The sequence below is a fragment of the Dendronalium sp. ChiSLP03b genome, assembly GCF_034531165.2.
Taxonomy (GTDB): Bacteria; Cyanobacteriota; Cyanobacteriia; order Cyanobacteriales; family Nostocaceae; genus Dendronalium; species Dendronalium minutum.
Genome location: NZ_JAVRBR020000083.1, coordinates 34,891 through 56,156, shown reverse-complemented (window position 1 = coordinate 56,156; position 21,266 = coordinate 34,891). Strand labels below are relative to the sequence as shown.

At 41.5% G+C, this 21,266-nt stretch carries 16 protein-coding genes; 6 read left to right on the top strand and 10 right to left on the bottom strand.

Features of this window, described 5'->3' with window-relative positions:
* Positions 1-67: 67 nt before the first annotated feature.
* From RMY31_RS20105 to RMY31_RS20090, 4 genes are read right to left on the bottom strand one after another with little or no spacing between them, the layout of a single operon-like run.
* Positions 68-811 carry a nucleotidyl transferase AbiEii/AbiGii toxin family protein gene (locus tag RMY31_RS20105; RefSeq protein ID WP_409878123.1) on the bottom strand — a complete coding sequence of 248 codons (744 nt, stop codon included), beginning with the start codon at positions 809-811 and terminating at the stop codon, positions 68-70.
* A 29-nt stretch (positions 812-840) separates the two neighbouring features.
* Positions 841-1,068, bottom strand: coding sequence for a hypothetical protein (locus RMY31_RS20100; RefSeq protein ID WP_409878122.1), 228 nt, complete (start codon positions 1,066-1,068; stop codon positions 841-843).
* A gap of 38 nt (positions 1,069-1,106) precedes the next feature.
* Positions 1,107-1,556: a hypothetical protein gene (locus tag RMY31_RS20095; protein WP_409878121.1), complete on the bottom strand. Its 450-nt coding sequence runs from the start codon at positions 1,554-1,556 to the stop codon at positions 1,107-1,109.
* A complete protein-coding gene (locus RMY31_RS20090) occupies positions 1,553-1,846 on the bottom strand; it encodes a hypothetical protein (RefSeq protein ID WP_409878120.1) in 294 nt (97 codons plus the stop codon). The genes RMY31_RS20095 and RMY31_RS20090 overlap by 4 nt, the downstream gene beginning before the upstream one ends.
* A gap of 121 nt (positions 1,847-1,967) precedes the next feature.
* On the opposite strand from RMY31_RS20090, the gene RMY31_RS20085 reads away from it, so the two are divergent.
* Both RMY31_RS20085 and RMY31_RS20080 read left to right on the top strand, forming a co-directional pair.
* Positions 1,968-2,873 (top strand): isopenicillin N synthase family dioxygenase, encoded by a 906-nt coding sequence (locus RMY31_RS20085; RefSeq protein WP_322658580.1) that lies wholly within the window; start codon positions 1,968-1,970, stop codon positions 2,871-2,873.
* Position 2,874: 1 nt separating this feature from the next.
* The gene (locus tag RMY31_RS20080) at positions 2,875-4,017 is read left to right on the top strand and encodes an FAD-binding oxidoreductase (protein WP_322658581.1); all 1,143 of its coding nucleotides are present in this window, start codon (positions 2,875-2,877) and stop codon (positions 4,015-4,017) included.
* Positions 4,018-4,444: 427 nt separating this feature from the next.
* On the opposite strand, the gene RMY31_RS20075 is transcribed toward RMY31_RS20080, so the two are convergent.
* The gene (locus tag RMY31_RS20075) at positions 4,445-4,840 is read right to left on the bottom strand and encodes a hypothetical protein (RefSeq protein ID WP_409878119.1); all 396 of its coding nucleotides are present in this window, start codon (positions 4,838-4,840) and stop codon (positions 4,445-4,447) included.
* Positions 4,841-4,972: 132 nt separating this feature from the next.
* Between RMY31_RS20075 and RMY31_RS20070 the strand changes: the two genes are divergently transcribed.
* Positions 4,973-5,458: a hypothetical protein gene (locus tag RMY31_RS20070; protein WP_409878118.1), complete on the top strand. Its 486-nt coding sequence runs from the start codon at positions 4,973-4,975 to the stop codon at positions 5,456-5,458.
* A 261-nt stretch (positions 5,459-5,719) separates the two neighbouring features.
* Here RMY31_RS20070 and RMY31_RS20065 read toward each other — a convergent pair whose 3' ends face one another.
* Positions 5,720-6,310 (bottom strand): nuclear transport factor 2 family protein, encoded by a 591-nt coding sequence (locus RMY31_RS20065; RefSeq protein WP_409878117.1) that lies wholly within the window; start codon positions 6,308-6,310, stop codon positions 5,720-5,722.
* 751 nt (positions 6,311-7,061) lie between these two features.
* Complete coding sequence (locus RMY31_RS20060; protein ID WP_409878116.1) at positions 7,062-8,990, bottom strand: alpha-amylase family glycosyl hydrolase; 1,929 nt, start codon at positions 8,988-8,990, stop codon at positions 7,062-7,064.
* A 612-nt stretch (positions 8,991-9,602) separates the two neighbouring features.
* Here RMY31_RS20060 and RMY31_RS20055 point away from each other — a divergent pair.
* Together RMY31_RS20055 and RMY31_RS20050 are read left to right on the top strand one after the other, a co-directional pair.
* Positions 9,603-10,877: a hypothetical protein gene (locus RMY31_RS20055; RefSeq protein ID WP_409878115.1), complete on the top strand. Its 1,275-nt coding sequence runs from the start codon at positions 9,603-9,605 to the stop codon at positions 10,875-10,877.
* Between the two features lie 138 nt (positions 10,878-11,015).
* Entirely contained in the window at positions 11,016-12,053 is a 1,038-nt protein-coding gene (locus tag RMY31_RS20050) for a hypothetical protein (protein WP_409878114.1), read from the top strand.
* 208 nt (positions 12,054-12,261) lie between these two features.
* Here RMY31_RS20050 and RMY31_RS20045 read toward each other — a convergent pair whose 3' ends face one another.
* Positions 12,262-12,396: a hypothetical protein gene (locus RMY31_RS20045; RefSeq protein ID WP_409878113.1), complete on the bottom strand. Its 135-nt coding sequence runs from the start codon at positions 12,394-12,396 to the stop codon at positions 12,262-12,264.
* Positions 12,397-12,756: 360 nt separating this feature from the next.
* Between RMY31_RS20045 and RMY31_RS20040 the strand changes: the two genes are divergently transcribed.
* Positions 12,757-16,011: a glycoside hydrolase family 15 protein gene (locus RMY31_RS20040; protein ID WP_409878112.1), complete on the top strand. Its 3,255-nt coding sequence runs from the start codon at positions 12,757-12,759 to the stop codon at positions 16,009-16,011.
* A 376-nt stretch (positions 16,012-16,387) separates the two neighbouring features.
* Here the strand turns inward: RMY31_RS20040 and RMY31_RS20035 are convergent, their stop codons facing one another.
* Both RMY31_RS20035 and smc read right to left on the bottom strand, forming a co-directional pair.
* Positions 16,388-17,374: a PRC-barrel domain-containing protein gene (locus RMY31_RS20035; protein WP_409878111.1), complete on the bottom strand. Its 987-nt coding sequence runs from the start codon at positions 17,372-17,374 to the stop codon at positions 16,388-16,390.
* A gap of 58 nt (positions 17,375-17,432) precedes the next feature.
* Entirely contained in the window at positions 17,433-21,065 is a 3,633-nt protein-coding gene (gene smc / locus RMY31_RS20030; protein ID WP_409878110.1) for a chromosome segregation protein SMC, read from the bottom strand.
* Between the last annotated feature and the right edge of the window lie 201 nt (positions 21,066-21,266).

The window sequence follows — 21,266 nt, the reverse complement described above, 5'->3', positions numbered from 1 at the left end:
TTCCTGAACCGATTAGCAAACCAGTCATAATACAGCAACTGAGTTTACAGTTCCAGAAATCTGGCGCTCAGTTTTCGTTTTTTTTCTCTTGTATTTTTAAATCGGCAAAAATATCATGCTGTTCTTTGAAAACCCTTTGCGTAATAGTTAAACCTAAATCAGTAGCTAACAAATCGATACCATCAATAATTCTGGGTATCTGTGCCTCATCAATTTGCAGACTAATAAAGCATTCCTGTCTATAATCTTGTCTTTCCTGAAAACGTTCGATCGCCCTTTTCAAAGGGCGTATAACTTCATACGCTTTCTCCGCTTTCTCAATTGATTGCTGGGAAATTGGAGATTGCAGCCTCAAAATTGCTAAATCGATTAAATCTCTGGCTTCAACACTGTCATCCATGTAGCGATCGGAATTTGCTAGAAGTTTAGATGTAAAACAGTCATTAAGGCTTAAACAAGGAACAGGTGACCACTCTGGATATCTTGGTGGATCTAGTTCAAAACGAGCTTCAGCAATAATTTCAGTTTTGATAGGCAGATTATCCACAAGAACTATCATCCGAATTCCATACTGGTCAGTAGTGCCACGTCCAATTTGGATTTTACTCAAATCGTGAAACAGTCCTTCATATCCACTTTCAAATACAACTGTGCGAAGATATTTGTAGCCTGATGTACCTACAGGAGAAATGAAATCAATATCCTTACTAAAACGATATTCTGTAAAATCAAGTGCAAGAAGGGTTCCACCACCGAAGTAAGCAGAACCCTCTCTAAGTAAATTAGAATTGAAGCTTTCAAGAATCGTCAAAATTTTATTATGGTAATCAAATATGAATGTCATAAATTGGCTTTTAGCCACGAATGATAATATTTGGCGAGTTCTTTAACGAAATTTAGTTCTTCGCCTTCAAGATTGTTAAATAACTGGCGATACTGCCAACCACGCTCATAGCGACTAAGCATTTGCTCTGGAGTCAACTTATAGACACTTATTGTCTGCCAACAAATTGACTCCAAAAAAGGTAGCTTTTTGGGGATATTAAATGATGGTGTAGCAGTTGTCATAGCACTGGCAAATTTTTTATATAGCGAATACTGTTTAATCACAAAACTTGCTGTAGTTCTTCAACTGTAGTTAGCGTTTTAATAGCTTGCTGAATCTCTTTTAATCGCTGTAAATCTGTGATTTGGTCAATGATTGGCATTAATTCTAAGCCAGGAGTTCCAAATTTAATCTCTAATGCCAATTCAATACCTGAATACAATTCCTCTCTTCGTCCGCGTGCTTCTCCTTCACATAAAATTTCCTGATACCAAGGCGACTCACGCAACACAGCCATATCCCACCTCATTATTTCTTGGACTAGGGCGCTTTCTATTACAAACGTAGCAAAAAATGCTAGAACTGTTTCGAGTTGGTTTAATTGTTTATCTGCACGCAGAATTTGTAAAGCTTCTCGTATTACAACTTCATTCTCACCACCTTTGAGAATGGTACAAAGGGAAGCAAGGACGGTAACGGAACGGGTTTCAAAGGCAATATTGTTAATCAATACTGAATAGGTAGGTAAATTATACTTCTCTTCGGCAAGGCTGCGTAAGCACGCATCCGTCGTGGCATTTCTGGTTGATAGCGCAGTTGCAATTCGTTGAGAACGAGAAATTTTCCGTACTGGGGATTTTCAACACGAATGAGGACATCACTTTCTCTACTGAGCCACTGAAATTCTGAGTTAAGAATTTCACCTGCAATGATATCAGGTATTTGTGTTACCCATTTTACCCAATTATCGGGTGCAAGACTAATTAGGTGTTTGGTACTGATATCAGCAGGTTTAGACATAGATAAAGTAGATAAGCTGGAACGATCGCACTTTGATTTAAACTACCACTAGCGCGTTGCTGGTTCTCTAGCTTTAACTTAAACTCGGCCAAGAACTTTTGGAATATAACGTCAGACCATAATGTTTGCAATTCCGGTAATTGATTTAGCTGCTTTCAGCAATGGTGATGCAGTAACTCGGCAAAGAGTAGTGAAACAAGTCTATCAAGCTTGCCATGAAATTGGCTTTGTGTACTTGCAAAATCCGGGAATCTCAAAAGATTTGGTTAAGCAAGTATTCGCACTGAATAAATCTTTCTTCAATTTACCTTTGACAGTGAAGCAACAGCTAGCTTGGAGTAACGAATTTAGTAACACAGGTTACGTTGGGATTGAGAGAGAAAGCTTAGATTCCAATAAACCAGGAGATTTAAAAGAAGCGTTTAATGTAAGTAAAGCAGAATTAACTTGTCCCACCGTATCTTCTATATCTCCAGCCAAAAACCCTGAAATTTTCACCTTTTTTCAAGCCTGCACGGAAATTGCTAACAAAGTGTTGCAAGCCTTTGCTTTAGCGTTAGAATTGCCAGAAGATTTTTTTACTACAAGACACAATCGACAACATCATACCTTGCGATCGCTGCATTATCCCCCATTGCAAACACTCGCCAAACCCGGACAAGTACGTGCTGGCGAGCATTCTGATTATGGCAGTCTGACTTTACTCTTTCAAGATGAAGTCGGAGGGTTGGAAGTGCAGACAAAAACAGGAGATTGGATTGCAGCCCCCGCGATTCCTGATACGGTAGTGGTCAACACTGGCGATTTAATGCAACGCTGGACAAATCATGTGTTTTGCTCGACTAAGCATCGAGTAATAATTCCCAATGACAGTAGGGTAAAACAGTCTCGATATTCTATTGCTTTTTTCTGTCATCCTAATGATGATACAGAAATTGCTTGCTTGGGTTGCGATCGAGAGCAACCTATATATCCACCCATTCTTGCGGGAGAATATCTTTTACAACGTTTGCAAGCTACTTATTAATATGAAAACCTACGACTGGATTGTTGTTGGTGGTGGAATTACAGGTGCTGCACTGTCCTACGAATTGACAAAAAAAGGGTTTGCTGTACTTTTGTTAGAACAACACGCAACACCCCAAAATGCAACTCGCTATAGTTATGGTGGACTTGCCTATTGGTCTGGTACTACACCCTTAACTCGTCAATTATGCCAAGAAGCGATCGCACGCTACCAAATTTTGTCTCAAGAGTTAGACGCTGATATTCAGTTTCGGGAAGTAGATTTATTACTAACTATTTCAGCCAATAGCGATCCAGAAGCAACTGCGGCATCTTATACTCGTTTTGCCATACCGCCTCGCTTACTTAACGTCCAAGAGGCTTGTGAATTGGAACCGTTATTAAATCGAGAGGTAATATCAGGTGCTTTAACTGTTAAACATGGTCACATTCACCCAGAAAAAACAGCAAAAGCTTACATTCAAGCCTTTCTCCGTGCTGGGGGTGAAATGCAAATAGCTCAAGTATTGCAAGTACTAAAAAATGGTGTAAAAACAACTACTACAAATTACTATAGTGCTAACGTGGTAATTTGTGCGGGTGGACTCAGCCGACAGTTACTACAATTATCTGGAATTTCTATTAAGTTGTATTTTACCCACGCAGAAATTATTGAAACTTCACCTGTTGATTTGCATTTACACACCTTGGTAATGCCAGCTAATCTGGAACGGTTTCAACTCGAAGCTGAATCTACTGGAGTTGATGAATTATGGAATGAATATGGTAATCAACCAGTACCGCCAATTTTAGATGCGGGTGCGATTCAGTTTCAAGATGGTAGTTTGCGCTTGGGTCAAATTAGCCGTATTCTCACAGATCCTCATGCTCAAGTCAACTCTGAAGAAAGTGAAATTTGGTTGCGAAAAAGTGTTGGGAAAGTTTTACCAGCTTTAGAGAATTTATCAGGAACTTGGCATCACTGCTTGGTAGCATTTAGTAGCAATGGTCTACCTTTAATCGGTGCTATTCCAGGTTTTGAGAGCCTACATATTTTCTCTGGTTTTAGCAATCCCCTTGTCATCGTACCACCCTTAGCAGAGCGCTTTGCTAACTTTGCAACTGGCAAGGGAGATGAAATAATTACCCAGCTATCTCCTCTCTGAGGACATCCAATAATTAAATTACTCAATTCCTGCATCCAATACCAGTATCTAATTTCTTCTCCCCCTGCCTCCCCTGCCTCTCCTGCTCCCCCTGCTCACCCAAGCGATTGATTATTTTATTTGGAAGATTTCGATTGGCGATCGCCTAGCTAAATCGGCGTTGGCTCAATTGCAGGCTATCCATAGCTTGAGCTTGCTTAAGCCAGAATTAACGTGAATTCGACAAGCCCTATTTTGACCTCTCCCCCAGCCCCTCTCCGGCGCGGAGAGGGGAGCCAAAACCCTAATTTTTCGTTGCTCCTCCCTTTCCCCGTGGGAGAGGGAGGTTGGGAGGGAGAGGTTCATCGAACTCACGTCAGAATTAGAAGCGCCTTTGAGATTTTTGATTGTTCAATCAAAAATCTTAAATCTCAAATTACCTCGTTTTCTATGCAGTTTTCCCATTTTTATCTGATACTTGTTCTGCAATATTTTTTAAGCGGCTCGATCTCATTTTGCGAATGCGATCGCTATTGCGAACACCACCCGCCATTTCATATTCAGCGCTGTCTTTGCCGTACTTGATAGCAACCACCATTAACATTTTCTCAGAAAGCTGCCTTAAGTTTTTTTCCATCTCTTCAACTTCTGTTAAAGAAGAATCAACTATAGCCAGAGCGCTATTATGAACATCAAGTTTGTTACGTAACTTTTCGATTGATTCAATCAGTTTTTCTAAAGTATAATCTTCGTCAAATTTAATGCTTGGAACAATCGATTTCATCCCAGCGGCTCTTAACTCAACTTTTTCTAAAACGCGGGATGTACGTTTTTTACGAGACATAAATTTGCTCTTTTAAGATACTTCTACAGCTAGCTTGCCTCAATTAAACCCGATTCCGGTTCAGCATAAATCGCAATTTCCGATCGTAAAATTTTTAGCTTATACCAGTAATCTCTCGGTATATAATTACTCATGTCCGAAGGCAAGAGGCAAAAGGTAGAAAGCACGAGAGTAATCGCTACAGACTTAGGAGTAGTCGCTACAGACTTAGGAGTAATCGCTACAGACTTAGGAGTAGTCGCTACAGACTTGGGAGTAGTCGCTACAGACTTGGGAGTAGTCGCTACAGACTTGGGAGTAGTCGCTACAAACTTGGGAGTAGTCGCTACAGACTTGGGAGTAGTCGCTACAAACTTGGGAGTATTCGCTACAAACTTGGGAGTATTCGCTACAAACTTGGGAGTAATCGCTACAAACTTGGGAGTATTCGCTACAAACTTGGGAGTAATCGCTACAAACTTGGGAGTAATCGCTACAGTATTTTATATAGGACTTTTTGAAATACACGTAGGGGAGCCAGTGCGCTATGGAGGTTCCCTCCGTTATAGCAACTGGCGTTGTGTTATGCCGCAGGCTAACACACCAAAACCTTTGGATGGTGCGTTACGGAAGCCGTAACACACCCTACTGGCGTGTCAAGGCTAAAGTAGTGCAATAGAAAAATTCGATTATGTGTCTAAACTTCAATTTTTCAGAGATTTTTAATGCAACATTTTAGCCTTGCCATGCCACTACTGGCGTGTCAAGGCTAAAGTAGTGCAATAGAAAAATTCGATTATGTGTCTAAACTTCAATTTTTCAGAGATTTTTAATGCAACATTTTAGCCTTGCCATGCCACTACAAAAATTAGTGTTTATTAAATTCGCATTCTTAAGCAATTATTGCTTCATGCGTGGTATGTGTAGTTCTGCTGGGGCAGTTCTGGCAGTTGGAGTGGTTGGAGAACTCAAGTTCAAGAAATCGATGAGTTTGAGAGTACGATTGCTAATTTTCCAGCGCCCATTTCTGTTGAGAACCACATCATCTTCATAAGTGCCATTAGCAACATCAATGCTAGTATCTGAACGCTTGTGAGTAGCATGGAGGTAAGAGGACATTTTTGCACGATCGGATCGAACTGAGACGTTTATCGTACCCATCAGGTGTTGAGTAGCCTGATATCCATTTCCTTGGAATACTGAGTAGACAAAATCTGCCCAAGCATCTGTACCAAACCGTGTTTCACTGGCCCCATCAGGGAAAATAGCCGTGATCTGTGCATCTTGAGTAAAACAATCTCGATAAATCTTTTTGCCTTCTTGGAGGTTTCCACTACCAATAGCATCAGTTCCAAGCGCATAACAGTTTGTTAATTTTTGAATTTCTAATTCGGCGTTAGGTTGAGTTACGCTTGCTGCCTCAAAGTTAGGTTGAATTGCTCTTGCTAGCTCAAATCTACCGCCAAATAACACAAGAGTAGCTGCGAGCAAAATTAAGGTTATACGATTTGATATAAACGAGATAATCTTTGAAAATATTCGTCTATTTTCTTTTCTTTTTTCCATAAAACAATTCCTTTAGTTTTAACAGTTTTATATCTTGCACCTTACAATCAACAAAATTACACATGAAATTTTTAACCTATTGAAATAGACTAAAAATCCTGGAAATAAAGCTCAAGCTTACTTTTGCTATCAGCCGGAGAATTTATCTACTGGTCAATGATATGACTTGTGCAAAATTTAAGTTCTCAGTCAGTTATAACAAGTAGAAAATAAATTGATAACTGTTATTTTCTAGTAATTCATATTGATGAATTAACACAACAAAGTTAACAATTATATGTTTATTTTGCCAGCGAGAAAATACTTATAATTAAATATAAAATTTGAGAGATAACGTTTAACATAACCGTACAAGAAATCACTTGATATCTATAAATATTTCATGAAGTCAATAATGCTGTAAATTCAAATCACAACCTAGAACATTGATATAGTAATCAAAATATTTCTTAAAAGCTGGCAATAATTGAGAAGATAATTTCAGTCTGTTGCTGGTGTCCTATAAAAGCTAAATAGAATGAGCAAATCTATGTACAACGATCGCACTTGGGTAATCTCGGCATTAGCCTTTCGATTCCAAAAAAATTGGTGAAGAGCGATCGCTCTTCACCTGATGAATTCACAAATAATCAACACTGGGGGAAAGACCGCAGCGCCCTTTGATACTCGATCTTTTCTATGATTCTCGTCCTGATGCCCAAGTATCACGCCATTTTACGGTGCCTTCTTTAGCAATTACCCAACGGCGGGGTACTGTATTTTCACGCAGGGGCGATTGCCCTTCGCGCCACATAGCGTATTTATAAGCGATCAGATTACCAGTACTCTCATTAAAGGGAATCTCCGCAAACCAGGTATTGGTATTGATGTACTCAAGAGGGTATGCTTTGCTGATATCCCAATTACCTAACTCTGGACAGTTTCCAGTCACTACAATAGTTTCGCCGGGTTGAGTCTGCACGCCGTTGAGTTGTACGCGCACTATAGTCTGCGCTTTTATCCGCTCCCCAACGTGACTGAAAACAATGACTCCGCGCTCTTCGAGTACTAAGTCATAAATCTTCCCGTCTTTTACCTCATACTTGTTGCGAGTTACCACACAGGTATGCTCACCATCAGGTAGTTCTGTTACTACTTCTGGAAGAGTGACTTCTCCACCCCGGTTGAGTGCTACAAAACACAGAGAGTCACGATAGCGGCGTACATAACAATAAACATCGGGTGTCAAGTATTTTTGCCAGTGGCTACCCATTGATATAGCAGGATTCAATCGCCGCAAGCCAGATAATAGCCTGATATAACGATAAATCTCGGTATCGGTATCCCATTTATCCATTATTGGACGGTTGTATGGGTCGTTACCGCCATCAGTATCATTATGCAGATACTGTTCTGTGCCGTAATAAATGCAGGGAATGCCACGACAAGTCATAATCAGAGCGATCGCCACCCTCAGCATCGCTGGATCGGGGTTCAGCGATTGGAAGCGAGACATGTCGTGGTTGTCAATGAAGGTAACTAACTCTGTTGCCCCACTGTAGCGATGATCTTGGTCAAAGATATATTGAATTGTCTGGAATCCATTTTCTGAACCTTGTGCCAGTGCAGCTCGAATCGCCACACACAGCCCAAAATCTAGAAGTGTCATGCCTGAATGGTTAGCAAATTCCACGGAGCGATCGTCACTGGGATTACTGTAAATCCATTCACCAAAAATAAACACATCTGGTTTGTGATTGCTCATATCGCCAGTGAATTCTTGCCAAAACCAAATAGGCATGTGTTTTACAGTATCCACCCGCAGTGCATCCACACCCCGGTCTAACCATTGTTTAATTGCTGACTTGATGTACTCACGATATTCAGTATTGTTTTCATTGAAAGTTGCTAGACCGGCAAGTTCACAGTTCTGTACTTGCCAATCGTCTTCCCAATTCTGCACTTCGCCATAATGGTGATACCAGTTATTCACATCATTGTTGAAGTCAGCGATTTTAACGCCATCGTCATACAATTCGCCCTTACTACCGCTGGTATCAGGAGTGCTATGGTTACAGACAATGTCTAGCACCAACTTCATGTTGCGCTTGTGCAGTTCTGCAATTAACCGATCGAAGGTCGTATTTTTCGCTTCTTGAGTGTTGTTTAAAGAAGGGTCTTCTCCCTGTGCAATATAGCGAGGATTTATCCGCTTAAAGTCTTTTGTCCAATAGCCGTGGATTGCCGCATTACCAACAAATAACTCTTCAACCTGCTCGAACAAAGGAGTCAACCAAATTGCAGTCACTCCCATGTTTTTGAGATAGTCTAATTTATCGATGACACCTTGCAAGTCGCCACCCCAGTACTTACCCCAATCTTGTCCCGTGGGATCGTATAGTTCTGAGTTAACACCTTCACTGTTATCGGGGTCCCCATCATAAAAGCGATCGACCACGAGAAAGTAAATTGTTTCCTGACGAAATTCAATATCTCTAGTGTAAAGAAACTCTAGGTCAATCTCAGTATCTGATGGCGGTGCTTGTATAATAGCTTCTACTTCTGCTTGTGCAGAATCTACTTTGTATTGCTCCGGTGAAAACTGGGAAGGAGGGGTTTCTACCATAAAAACTGCAAAATTTCATAGAATTTGAGTTTGCAGAGTCATGAGTACAGCAGTGCTAAGTACCAAGTGTCGCTACAAACAACGGTATTATGCCATCCTTCTCTTGGCAGAAGTATCTATCGCTAGCTAGTTTATAGCTACACCTCTAGGCGTAGTTCATTTGCTAGAGGATAAAAATCAGCAGTTGTAGCAGTCGTGATTTGCAGTGGTCATCTCTATAAGTGTGGCTTAAGTCATAGGATTAAGACATTTCCCTATTCCCAAGTTTTCTGTGCCTAGACGCAGCTTGTCGTGAGATATCGTAGGTTCATCATTTGCACCACTTTTTGCTACGCTCCAGATTAATTAATTTACTATGTATAATTATGTCCAAATGTCAATATTTTTTACAAAAATATACTGGCATATCAAGCATATCTAAAGCAGGAATTTATAAAACTCTTAAGACAATTTATAAAGAGAATTTTTATGGTATTCAGTAATTTATCTTCAAACTAGTGTAAGTATAAGTTGCATCTGTCATTTTCACAAAAGCTATTAAAGGAATTTGCAGCAGATGGATCGTCAGGGTCAACTATTAAAACCAAATTATTTTCTATATAACTGGTCATTATGAGCCATCAAGATATTAATCTAAGGTTTCCCAAGGGTCGCACAGCATTTTTTATCATTCACGGAGTCGGGCAACAAAATCCTTTTGAAACTATGGATTATTTCGCCCGGAATTTGCTCAAATACTTTGATAACCAGAGTTTATCTTTGAAGCTAGAACATTTAATTGCTAAACGCAGACTATCAAATGGCTCCATTTGGACAGAAAGCTTTGTAAGAGTAAGTTCAATTGATAGCGAACAAAATTGGCTCGTTGATATTCACGAATACTACTGGGCGCATAATACAGAAAATAAAATCAGTATACCTGAGTTATTGCAATGGGCAGAGCAGACACTTGATGGCACAATTAAGTTTTACAATCGCCAGGAAAATAAAGACCTATTGCAGAGGCTTTTGGCTGATAACAAAAGAAAAGGTTTATTTCAATTCCGACTGCGATCGCTCACAATGTTTCTCCGACTATTTAACCTTGTATATCCAGCTTTGCGACTGGTACTTTGGTTAATTCTATTATTAGTAGGTCCGTTTCTTAGAGGTCGTTTTCTGCAATCAGCCTGGAAACTAAGTAAACAACTTGTCACTCCGCTCTTAGTTAATTTCGTTGGTGATGTTGCCATTTATAGCATTACCGACCCAAAATCACCTTACCAAAAGATTCGCCAGCAAATACTGACAGAATCCCTAACATTACTAAAAGCAATTCTCAAGGATAAACAAGCAAATTACGACCAAGTAATACTAACTGGACATTCTCTCGGGAGCTGTATTGCCTACGACACATTAAACCTTCTCTGCATTGAATCCACTCTAACTCCAAATAAGAGTAAAAGTCTGTTGTTGGATAAGATTAAAGGGCTAATTACCTTTGGTTCACCACTGGATAAAATTGCTTTTTTTCTGCGTGAAACAGCACAACAAGACCAGTATATTCGACAGCGGATGTTAGAACATCTTAACTCCTTCCGCGTCAAACCAGAATTTGCACTACAAAGTACATACTTGACCCAAAACCCAGTTATATGCCAACTAGAGCAAATCCATTGGGTCAATTACTATTACCTGAAAGACCCCATCAGCGGACATCTGGATTACTATGAGAACCTAGATAACGTTGAAATGAAATATCAGGCATCCTGGGGACTCGAAGGGCACATGGGTTACTGGACCGATCCCAGCTTCTATGAAAACATCGCTGAGCGATTTTTGTATGCCTCAAATGAAAGCACAGACAATCAGAAGTTTGTACAAAAAGTATTTCACAGCCAGTCTTAATTAATACTGAGAATGTCTTGAAAAAGACTGAATCAACTATGTGTTAGCAACTTTCTTAAGAGAATGTTCGCTGTATTTCTCAGTGAACCATTGTCACTTTCCATCTGTTATTACTAGCAAGCAAAGGAGGTAATAATTATGACCAATTATGACAAAATTTTTAATTCATCAGAAGTTTCAGAAGAATCACTGAGTCCAGAAGAAGGAGTAGCAGCAGTTGCAGTTGTCACTGCCATTGCTGATTCTGCTGTTGAAGAGGTAGATGCAGAAATCTTAGCCAGTATTCTTTGGGAATTCGAGGTATTTGAAGAGTACTCAGAAGATGAAATCACAGAAATAGTTGATAGACTTATTGGCATTGTAGAAGACGAGGGACTTGGTTCCTTATTTAATTCTGCAAGTCAAGCCCTCTCTGACGAGCTGGTGCTGGATGGTTTTGCCGCAGGGGTAATCGTACTAATAGACGAAGAAGAACTGATTATTCCCAAGGATAAACAGCCTTACCTTAAAAAGCTACAGAAAGCTTTAGAACTTGAAGATGAAGAAGCGGAAGAAATTATACAGGAGGTAATTGCCGCCTTTCAAGAAGCAGAAAATGAAGAATATTTTGCAGACGAGGATGAAACAATAATTGAGGAATTGTATGAGTCACCTTCAGGTAATTTTACAGTCCCAATTCCAGTAGACCCTCAACAGGGAGGTAAAGTTCAAAGTCAAGAAGGGGTAGTTGGCTTTTCTGATGACTTCGGTACTTTGCTGAGAATTGATTATTATCCTATACCTCTAGAACAGTTGGACGAACTAGAGTCCGTGGCACAGGAAGAATACTTTCAATCAATTCTAGTAGACAAATATGTACCACAAGCGATTTTAGCTAATGTGCCAACTGCTCAGATAAAATATACTGAATATTTAGAAGACACGATGATGGGAGCTTATTTCGTGTTAATCGATATGCCTCATGGTTCAACAATTTCCCAGCAAGAAAATAACGGAACTGCTAACAGATTAGATGCTTACCGGGGTCTTCTCACTTTTATTAATGCTGATTTCTTGTATATAGTGAGCAGTCAACGTAGTTTTTTGAAAGATGAAAATCCTGGTTCTCTTGAAGAAGAAGTCGAGGACATGAAAGAAAGAATTTTAGAGTTTGTTGAGACTATAGAGTTCACTTAGTCTCTTAACTTGCACATTTTAGAACCGTTATACAGTAAGGCTTTGAGGAATATCATCAAAATGTGCTTGTTTTATATTTTGCTAGTGCGTCGCCGCGCTAGTTAGAGGCTCAAATCTTATACCATTTTAAATTTTGCTGAGAGGGACACGGCATCTACATGTTTCCCTGTGTACAATAATTTTACTGGTGCCGTGCCTTTACTTTCACTTACCCAACAGACCGTCTAAGTGAACCATCAGCATATAGTTCTAATGGTACTAACTCAATTTTACCGTTAATCTTAACTTGGGAATAAACTACTTTCACTAATGGAGCATGATTTTCGTTATAGCGCAGAGACATAATAAATCCCCTTTTCTAATGATTTTTTTGTGACAACGCTCTAACATCTACAATGTACTTAATTTCCTATTAATTCTCGTTGCATCTTTTGAATGATTGTTATTCACTCTCTAGAATTAACAAAAATAATTTAAAAAATGTATAAAATAGACTACGTAGCTGTAAAGATTTAAAAAAATCTGGATTTTCGGTTTTAGTTCGTTAAAAATTGAGTAACTAAATACCCTTACACGAGATAATAAGAAATTTCTACTACCCTTAGCTGTAATCCCATTGCCTATGACAGAACGTGTTTTGGCTTGGCTTACATAATTCACTTCACAGCCACAGGGTCAAATTTCGTCTGCCCTTAATGAAATTATGAAAACAGCCACCGAATTGCAAACTCGACTGGAGTATTACTACCAGCAAATCAAGACTATTATCCTTGCACGTCAGAATCCGATTACTGGTTTGCTACCTGCGAGTACTGCAATAACTGCCCACGGCGATTACACCGATGCTTGGGTACGAGACAATGTTTACAGCATTTTGGCTGTTTGGGGTTTAGCACTTGCATACCGCAAGGTTGATGAAGATAAGGGACGCACTTATGAATTAGAACATAGTGTCACCAAGTTGATGCGCGGCCTGTTATTTGCCATGATGCGACAGGCGCATAAAGTAGAACGATTTAAACATACTCAGTCACTATTAAATGGGTTACACGCCAAATACAATACCTCTACTGGCGATGTCGTTGTTGGCGATGATAAATGGGGACATTTGCAACTTGATGCCACATCTATATTTTTACTGATGCTGGCAGAAATGACTGCTTCGGGATTGCAAATAATTTATACGATTGATGAAGTAAATTTCATTCAAAATTTAGTTTATTACATTGGACGAGCTTACCGCACACCAGACTATGGCATTTGGGAACGGGGTAATAAAATTAATCGCGGTAATGCCGAGTTAAACGCTAGTTCTGTAGGTATGGCAAAAGCCGCCTTAGAAGCTATCAACGGGCTGGATTTATTTGGTGTGCGTGGTAGTCAAGCATCAGTGATTCATGTATTGCCAGATGAAGTTGCTCGTGCGCGGATTACATTAGAATCTCTATTACCTAGAGAATCTGGTTCAAAAGAAATTGATGCGGCACTGTTGAGTATTATTAGTTATCCTGCTTTTGCAGTAGAAGATGTGCAATTACGCGAATCTCCTTCTCCTACAGCAGACGCTACGCGAACGGAGACGCTTCGCGATCGCACTCTCAACGACATTATCAACAAACTCCAGGGAAAATATGGCTGCAAACGCTTTCTGCGAGATGGGCATCAAACTGTTTTAGAAGACTCTCAACGCTTGCATTACGAACCTTGGGAACTCAAGCAATTCGAGCATATCGAATGCGAATGGCCTTTATTTTTCACTTATTTAGTGCTTGATGGATTATTTCGTGGCGATCGACAACAAGTCAAAGAATATCAAAAACGCTTAGAGTCATTATTAATCGAACGCAATGGCTGTTATCTATTACCAGAATTATATTATGTGCCAGCAGAAAAGATAGAGGCAGAAAAGTTAGCACCTCAAAGTCAAACCCGCTTACCTAATGAAAATATCCCCTTAGTGTGGGCACAGAGTTTATATTTTCTCGGTCAAATGTTAAGTGAAGGATTGCTGGCAGTTGGAGATATAGACCCTTTGGGAAGACACTTGTCTGTGGGAAAAAACCGCGAATCCATGGTGCAAATTGCCTTACTTGCAGAAGATGAGGATTTACAGACAAAACTAGAAGTTCACGGTATTGAAACACAAACACCCAAGCAAGTAGAACCAATTCAAGTTAGAAAAGCCGGGGAACTTTCAGCTATTTATACCCAAATCGGTCGCAACGACAAACTCGGTTTAACTGGTCGTCCGGTACGGCGGCTGCGGAGTTTGACAACATCCAGAATCTTTCGCATTCACGGTGAGACAATTGTCTTTTTGCCGTCGTTTTTAGATTCACAACAGTTTTACTTAACTCTTGATTACCATTTTCTACTCGACCAAATCAGAAATGAACTTGCTTACATTCAAAAATATTGGAGTGATTTGGGTCGTCCTACACTGACTTTAATGTTAACGCACACTATGTTAGAAATCGGTTCTGAAGCATTACTAGAACTGATGCAAGAACTGAAAAATGGTATTTGCAATGGCGTGCAAGTAAAATTAGGGCGACTAAATCAACTGATGCTGACAGCTGGCATTCAAAGAATTGATTTTCTCCAGGATGAGAATTTCTCCCAGTCGTCGTTGAAAGATGCTGCACCACGTTGCTATTACTTGGCTTATCATCCAGGGAAAAACTGGCGCTTGGGGCATACTCAAGAATTCCAAATGGAGTGCGAAACTAATTTGGGATTGTTACTTTCGGCTTTGCGATCGTCAGAGAATCTCTACGAGCAAATTGAGTTGTTGCAGACTTTGATTCGTTTGCAAGGACTAGAGTTTAATACGGGGTATGGCGATCCGCAGTATCGCGTTACAGTAGCTGATTTGCTCGATGAAGTCTACACCAAAGCTGGAGATTTAGGTATTTGGGCAGTAGTACGTCGTGCTGCGGGGTTGCGGCAGATGGTTGATATCGGGTTGTCGGATGCAGTGACGAGTATTTTGGTGCGGGGTAAGCAAATATCTGTAGGTAAAGCTTATAGTGAAGCTTCGCTGATAGCTGTGCCGATGTCTCACAACGAAATTGCCGAGAAAATTAATCATTTTTGTCGTGAGGATATACGCGATCGCGTTCTCACACAAGAAATTATTATTTATCTTGGTGTCTTAATTCGATCGGAAAGCGAACTATTTCGGGGACTGCTGACGTTGCGAGTCGGCTATCTCATCCTGCTAATTACCAGCGAATTAGCTCAAGAGTTACACGTAACTCAAGATGAAGCCTACGAATACTTAATGGAACTTTCGCCTTTTGAAGTGAAAATGCGCTTGCGTCAGGTACTCACTGGTTATACAGGTATGAGTAACCTATTGCGCCAGCAAGAATCATTGCACATCAAGCAAAAAGAAAGTGACATTGATTGGGTGCTACCCACGATCGCAGAAGAAATGGAAGTCCCAGCAGGCGGTTGGCGAAGGTTTAGGCAAGCAGAAGGTGCGCTAAACCGCGTACCAAAAGACTTTTTCAAGCAAGTTTGGCTATTGCTAAAACATTGTAAAGGTCTGGTGATTGGCGATAAATTAGAGCGCCGTAATCGTTTGGACAGTGAGTTAATGTTGTCGGAGATGACAGCTGGCGAGAGAAATTTTGCCTTGCGAGTTGAGCATTTACTCAATAAAATCGAAGCTGCCGAATATCGCCAAGTTAATATTGAAGCTTTGATAGAATTAACTGCGATCGCAGCCAAAAACCCGAATCTACAAATTGAAGAATATATCGTGTTAGATGTATTAATCGGCCATGCCGTGCGCTTGGCATGGTTAGAACACCATCCCGAACGAGGCGATCGCTATGATGAGGATAAGGCTAGCGCGTGGCGATCATTTTACAATACCTCTCCTAAAGATTGCGCCAGTTATATTCTTAAAGCATTTAGGTTCTTGACAAAATTCGCAAATGTGCCTTCGTAAAACAAGCTGGGGATTAGGGATTAGTTTTGTCGCGACAGCATAACGCACCATACTGGTAAGTAATCGGACAGAATTAATTACACAATGTCATTGCGAGTGCAACGAAGTGAAACAAAGCAATCGCAGGGGTTTGGGATTGCTTCACTTTGTTCGCAATGACAGTAAATATTCTTGTCCAGCTACTTGTCTAAAAAATTAGCCCCTCCTTGTAAGTAAGGAGAGGGCTGGGGTAGTCTTAAAATAATTCGTAATTTACGGGTTTAATTACGAATTACCCTTCGGGTGACGCTCGCAAGCTCGCTAACGCTACGCTAACGGGAGTTTGCCATCGACGCAAAGCGCCAAGACGGCAACTCCCTCACGAATTATTAATTAGTTAATATCCGCCTTCTTCTTCGTATTCTGGCTGTCTTTCCTTGACTTTCTTAGGAATATTCACTGGCTTTGGAGCATCATCCCAAGCGTCACCGTCTATATCGTCGTAATCATCGTACTGTTCGGTGTATGGCTTACTATAGGGCTGAGATTCGTATTTTGGTGGTTGATACCTATCCCTACCCGTTTCATCACTCCAGTTATCTTCTTCTTCGTCTTCTTCGTATTGAATGGACTCGTAGGGTCTTGCCCTCATCACTTCCCGCCGTGGTCTTTCTTCTTCCACATAATCTTCATTCCACTCTTCTTCCCGTGCTATGGGTTCAGGGGTGCGAACTCTGGGTTTGGGTGGCTGTAACGGCACTCCACTAGGCAGTTGTTTGTCTGCTGGAGTTGCTTTAGGCGGACTATAGCTGTAATCTTCTTCTGCATCCCGCTCCCATGGTGCTTTGCCGATACCCAGGCGTTCCAGGAAACCAACTGTCAACTGATTCACCCGTTCTTCGGCTCCCTCAAACACAATTAACCTGCTGGGGCCGGTGCTGACGATTTCATCCACTGAAAACTCATAGGTACTCAGAAATTGGTCGGGAATTTGGGGCAATCCCAGAGAAGCGATGACTATGGAAGAAATCTTACCAGTTTCACCATTGAATCTGAAGCCTCGGACTCTACCTAAGACTTCACCTGTTTCTGTGATTACTTCCCAGTTAATCAGGTTGCTGAGAGTTTCAACTTCAATATCTTCAATTACATCTTCGTTATCGACCAAAATGACATCGCCGAATTGGTTGATGTTGTTGAGGTACATGTAGCGCGGCAGACCCGAAATAGAGATCAGGCTGTCTCGCAAACCAAGAGCCACAACCTCTCTTTGATCTATATCTACCCAGACTTGACTCACGATACCTAGCCGTTTGCCATTGTCGCGGGTAATCACCTGGGTATTCAATATGTCGGAACGCCTAATTATCTGTTCGGAGGTCATTCTATACCGAGTCCTGATCTCGAATCCGGTTTATCTATACACTATTATTAACAAAAACTCAAGCAGATGTATTGGATGATTGTAACTTAATACCCAAAACTTGGGTATAGGCTCCTCTGGCTTGAGTAACGCCAATTGTGCGTTCGGCTGATTCTATCATCGGACGACGCAAACTCACAACTATAAATTGCGCTTGTTGTGCCTGTTGTTTGATCATTCTAGCTAATCGTTCTACGTTTGCTCCATCCAAAAACATGTCTACTTCGTCAAATGCATAAAATGGCGACGGACGGTACCGTTGTAAGGCAAAGATAAAGCTCAAGGCTGTGAGTGATTTTTCTCCCCCGGACATGGAAGCTAGGCGCTGTACGGGTTTACCTTTAGGGTGCGCGACTAAATTTAGTCCACTGCTAAAGGGATCTTCGGGATTTTCGAGTTGCAGGTAGCCGTCGCCGTCGGAAAGTATGGCAAAGATGGACTGAAAGTTTTCATTGACAGCATCGAAAGCTTCTTTAAAGGCAAGTTGTCGTAATGTAGTAAAGTTTTCAATCCGCAAAAGTAATTCGGTGCGTTCCGCTTCTAGCGTTTGCAATTTTTGGGAGAGTTCCTGGAGGCGGTTTTGAGTGCGTTCGTATTCTTCCAACGCCAGCATATTTACGGGTTCCATTGCCTGCAAGCGTTTGCTAAGCGATCGCAATTCTTTTTGCAATTCTTCCAAGTCTACTTTATCTGGAACTTCTGGCAAGGGGTCTGGCAATTCTGCTCCGACATCCCGCAACTGGCTTTGCAAAGTGACTAGTTCTTCGCGTCGCTTCATCTGAGTTTCTTGAAGTTTTTGCAGTTCCCATTCCAATTGTTGCTGGCGTAGAAGATGCGATCGCACTTCCTGTTCTGTAGCGTCGCGTTTTTGTTTTTCTTCTCCCAAACTCTGTTCCATTTCACTCAACTTAGTCCGGGTTTCAGCAATTTGAGTGCTGAGTGCTGCGTGCTGGGTGCTGAGGGCAGTTATTTGATTTTGCTGTTTCTCTTGCTGATGATGATATTGGGCAATTCGCTCTTCTGCTTCTTGGATTCTCTCTTGTAGCCGCTGATGTTGATTTTCTAAATTTTTTAATCTTTGCTCTGCCTCTCGTAACGCTGTCTCACGTTGTTGTAATTCTTGCTCTTGGCTTTTAATTGTTGCCTGAATTTGTTGCCATTCACTAGGAGTTTGGGAGGCTTCTAACTCTGCTAAAGCATGTCGCAATTGTTGCAACTGAGTTTCTTGCCCTGGTAATTCCCGATCCAAAACTTCCAAACGGGATTGAGCTGTGGCGAATTTTTCGCTGTTTTGGGAGAGTTGCGATCGCGTCCCCTCCAACTGTGCTGTGAGACTTTTAATGTCTTTCTGCAACTGCTCTAACTGTAACTGCTGTTCTCGCCGCGCCTGTCGTGTTTCTGTTAGTTCTTGCGTTAGTTGTTTTGTCTTGGCAGACAAAGAAGCGATCGCCTCAGTACAACGCTCTAAAATCCGCTCAATGTCAACCAAGCGATTTCTTAAAGCTATGGCTTCATCAGATTCCGCCGCTTCCGCATTGCCAAACCGTAACGCCGAACGCTGATTGTTGCTACCACCAGTCATCGCGCCACTGGTTTCCAACAATTCTCCGTCCAAGGTGACGATGCGATAGAGTCCTAAATTTTTCCGCGCCGCCTCCAGGTTGGCAAATACTACAGTGTTACCAAAAACGTAACTAAATACATCTTTATAGCGGCGATCGCAATCGATTAAGTTAACAGCATAGTTAATAAATCCGTTAGCCAAACGCAGCGTTGCATCTTGAGTAAATTTCGGAGCATGAATTTTATTTAGCGGTAAAAAAGTTGCTCTCCCAGCGCGTTTTTGTTTGAGCAGTTCAATCCCCGCTGCGGCAATACCGTCATCTTCCACCACTAAATGTCCTAAACGCCCGCCAGCAGCAATTTCCAAAGCCAGTTGAAAGCGGGGTTCCACTCGTCCTAACTGCACAACTAAGCCACAAACACCAGGCATTCCCGATTGCAGAATGACTTTACTAGCTTGAGTACCTTGCACTTCCTGCTGTGCTTGAGCTTGCGCTTCTATTTTATCCAACTGTCGCTGTTTTTCTCGTAGTTCTTGCGAAAGACGCTTTTGGGTTTCTTGTTGGATTTGCAGTTCTTGTTCTGTAGCTGAAAGATTTTGAGCTAAGTTTTGGATGGGTTCGCTAGATGCGTTAAATTCCGTTTCAACGCGACAAAATTCAGCTTGTTTTTCTGCTAATTGAGGTTCTAAAGTGGCAATTAGCTGGGTTTGATCTTGTATAAGTTCTTGGAGTTGGTTATTACGTTCTCTAAGTTGGGCATGTTCTGTACGTTGTGGTTCGAGAGTTTGCAGCAAAGTCTCGATTTGACGGTTGAATGCCGTTTGCTGCTGCACCCACGCTTCGGAAGCAGAGGCAATTTCTGCTGCTGCTTCGCGCGAATTTAAGAGCGCTTGTCGCGCCTCATCCCTCTGCCGTTCACAGTAGACGATAGATTGGCGTTCTACGACCTGTGTTTGAGCAATCTCGCCTAAAGAATGCTGTTGTTGTTGAATCTCTTGCTGAGTTTGAACCAGACCCTTGGCAGTGTCTTGGGAAACTGTTGTTAATTCTGTCTGCTGACGCTGGAGTTGTTTGCGTTCCGCTTCTTGGGTAGCGAGAGTAGCTTGTACCGCCAAAAGTTCCTCTTCTCCCAAGGCTTTGACATGGGCATTAAGTTGTTCCAATTCGGCAGTTTTTTGGACAATTTCCGCATTCAGGGTTGTGAGTTGGGTAGTGAGTTCGCCAGAAGTGCGATCGCCAGTTTGAATATCAGTCGCTAACTTTTCTTGCTGTGCTTGCAAGGAACGCCATGATAAAACTGCTTCCCAAGATTGTTTGGCAAGAAATTCCGTGCGAAGCTTTTGGTATTTCTCCGCTTTTGCTCGGTCTTGAGAAAGGCGATCGCGCTGTGCGGTTAATTCTGTCTCAATAATCCGACAGCTATCTTCCTTCTCTTTCACCTCATCTAAAGTATCTTTTGCCTGATTAATCTTGCGATCGTACGCCGCCACACCTGCCAACTCATCAATGATTTCTCGACGTTCTTTAGCATTCATCGAGATAATGCTAGTGACATCCCCTTGCAGCACCACGTTGTAGCCTTCCGGATAAATCCGCAGATTATTGAGTTCCTCATGTAACTCCGTGAGCGTACAAGCCGCACCGTTAATATAGTAATTTGATGTATAAGTTCCCTGGTGTGTAACTCGAAGTTTCCTAGTTACACTCCATTCTGTAACTGTTGGCTGATGGCCGTTGACTGCTGAGTGTTGTTCAGTTTGGTCGTCATTTTGCGTTAGATCTTCATTGCTACTGACAACTGACAACTGACTACTGACATCTGACAAATCAAACGTTACCGTGACGCTAGCTTCGATAGCGGAACGTCCTTTAGCGGTTTGGGTGTTGTTTACCAAATCCGGTAAGCGATCGGCTCGCATTCCCTTGGAACTGGCGAGTCCTAGGCAAAATAGCAGTGCATCTAGAATATTAGATTTACCGGAACCATTTGGCCCAGATATGACAGTAAACCCAGGTAGCAAAGGGACTTGGGTAGTGCCGCCGAAGGACTTGAAGTTGGTAAGTTCCACGCGCTTAACATGTACCATAGGCGCTGGTTAACTGGGCTAATGAAGTAAAAGTGTATCAATTAAATCATGATTCTCAACTCGTGACGAGGGAGAATTCAGGATTATTGAACCGCAGAGTAACATACTTCCGTATGGATTTAGATGCCCATAGGGTGGCTAAGGGTCTATCGTTCGTTCAAAAAACACAGAGGAGGTAAGGAGAGTCTAGCAGCGAATTGA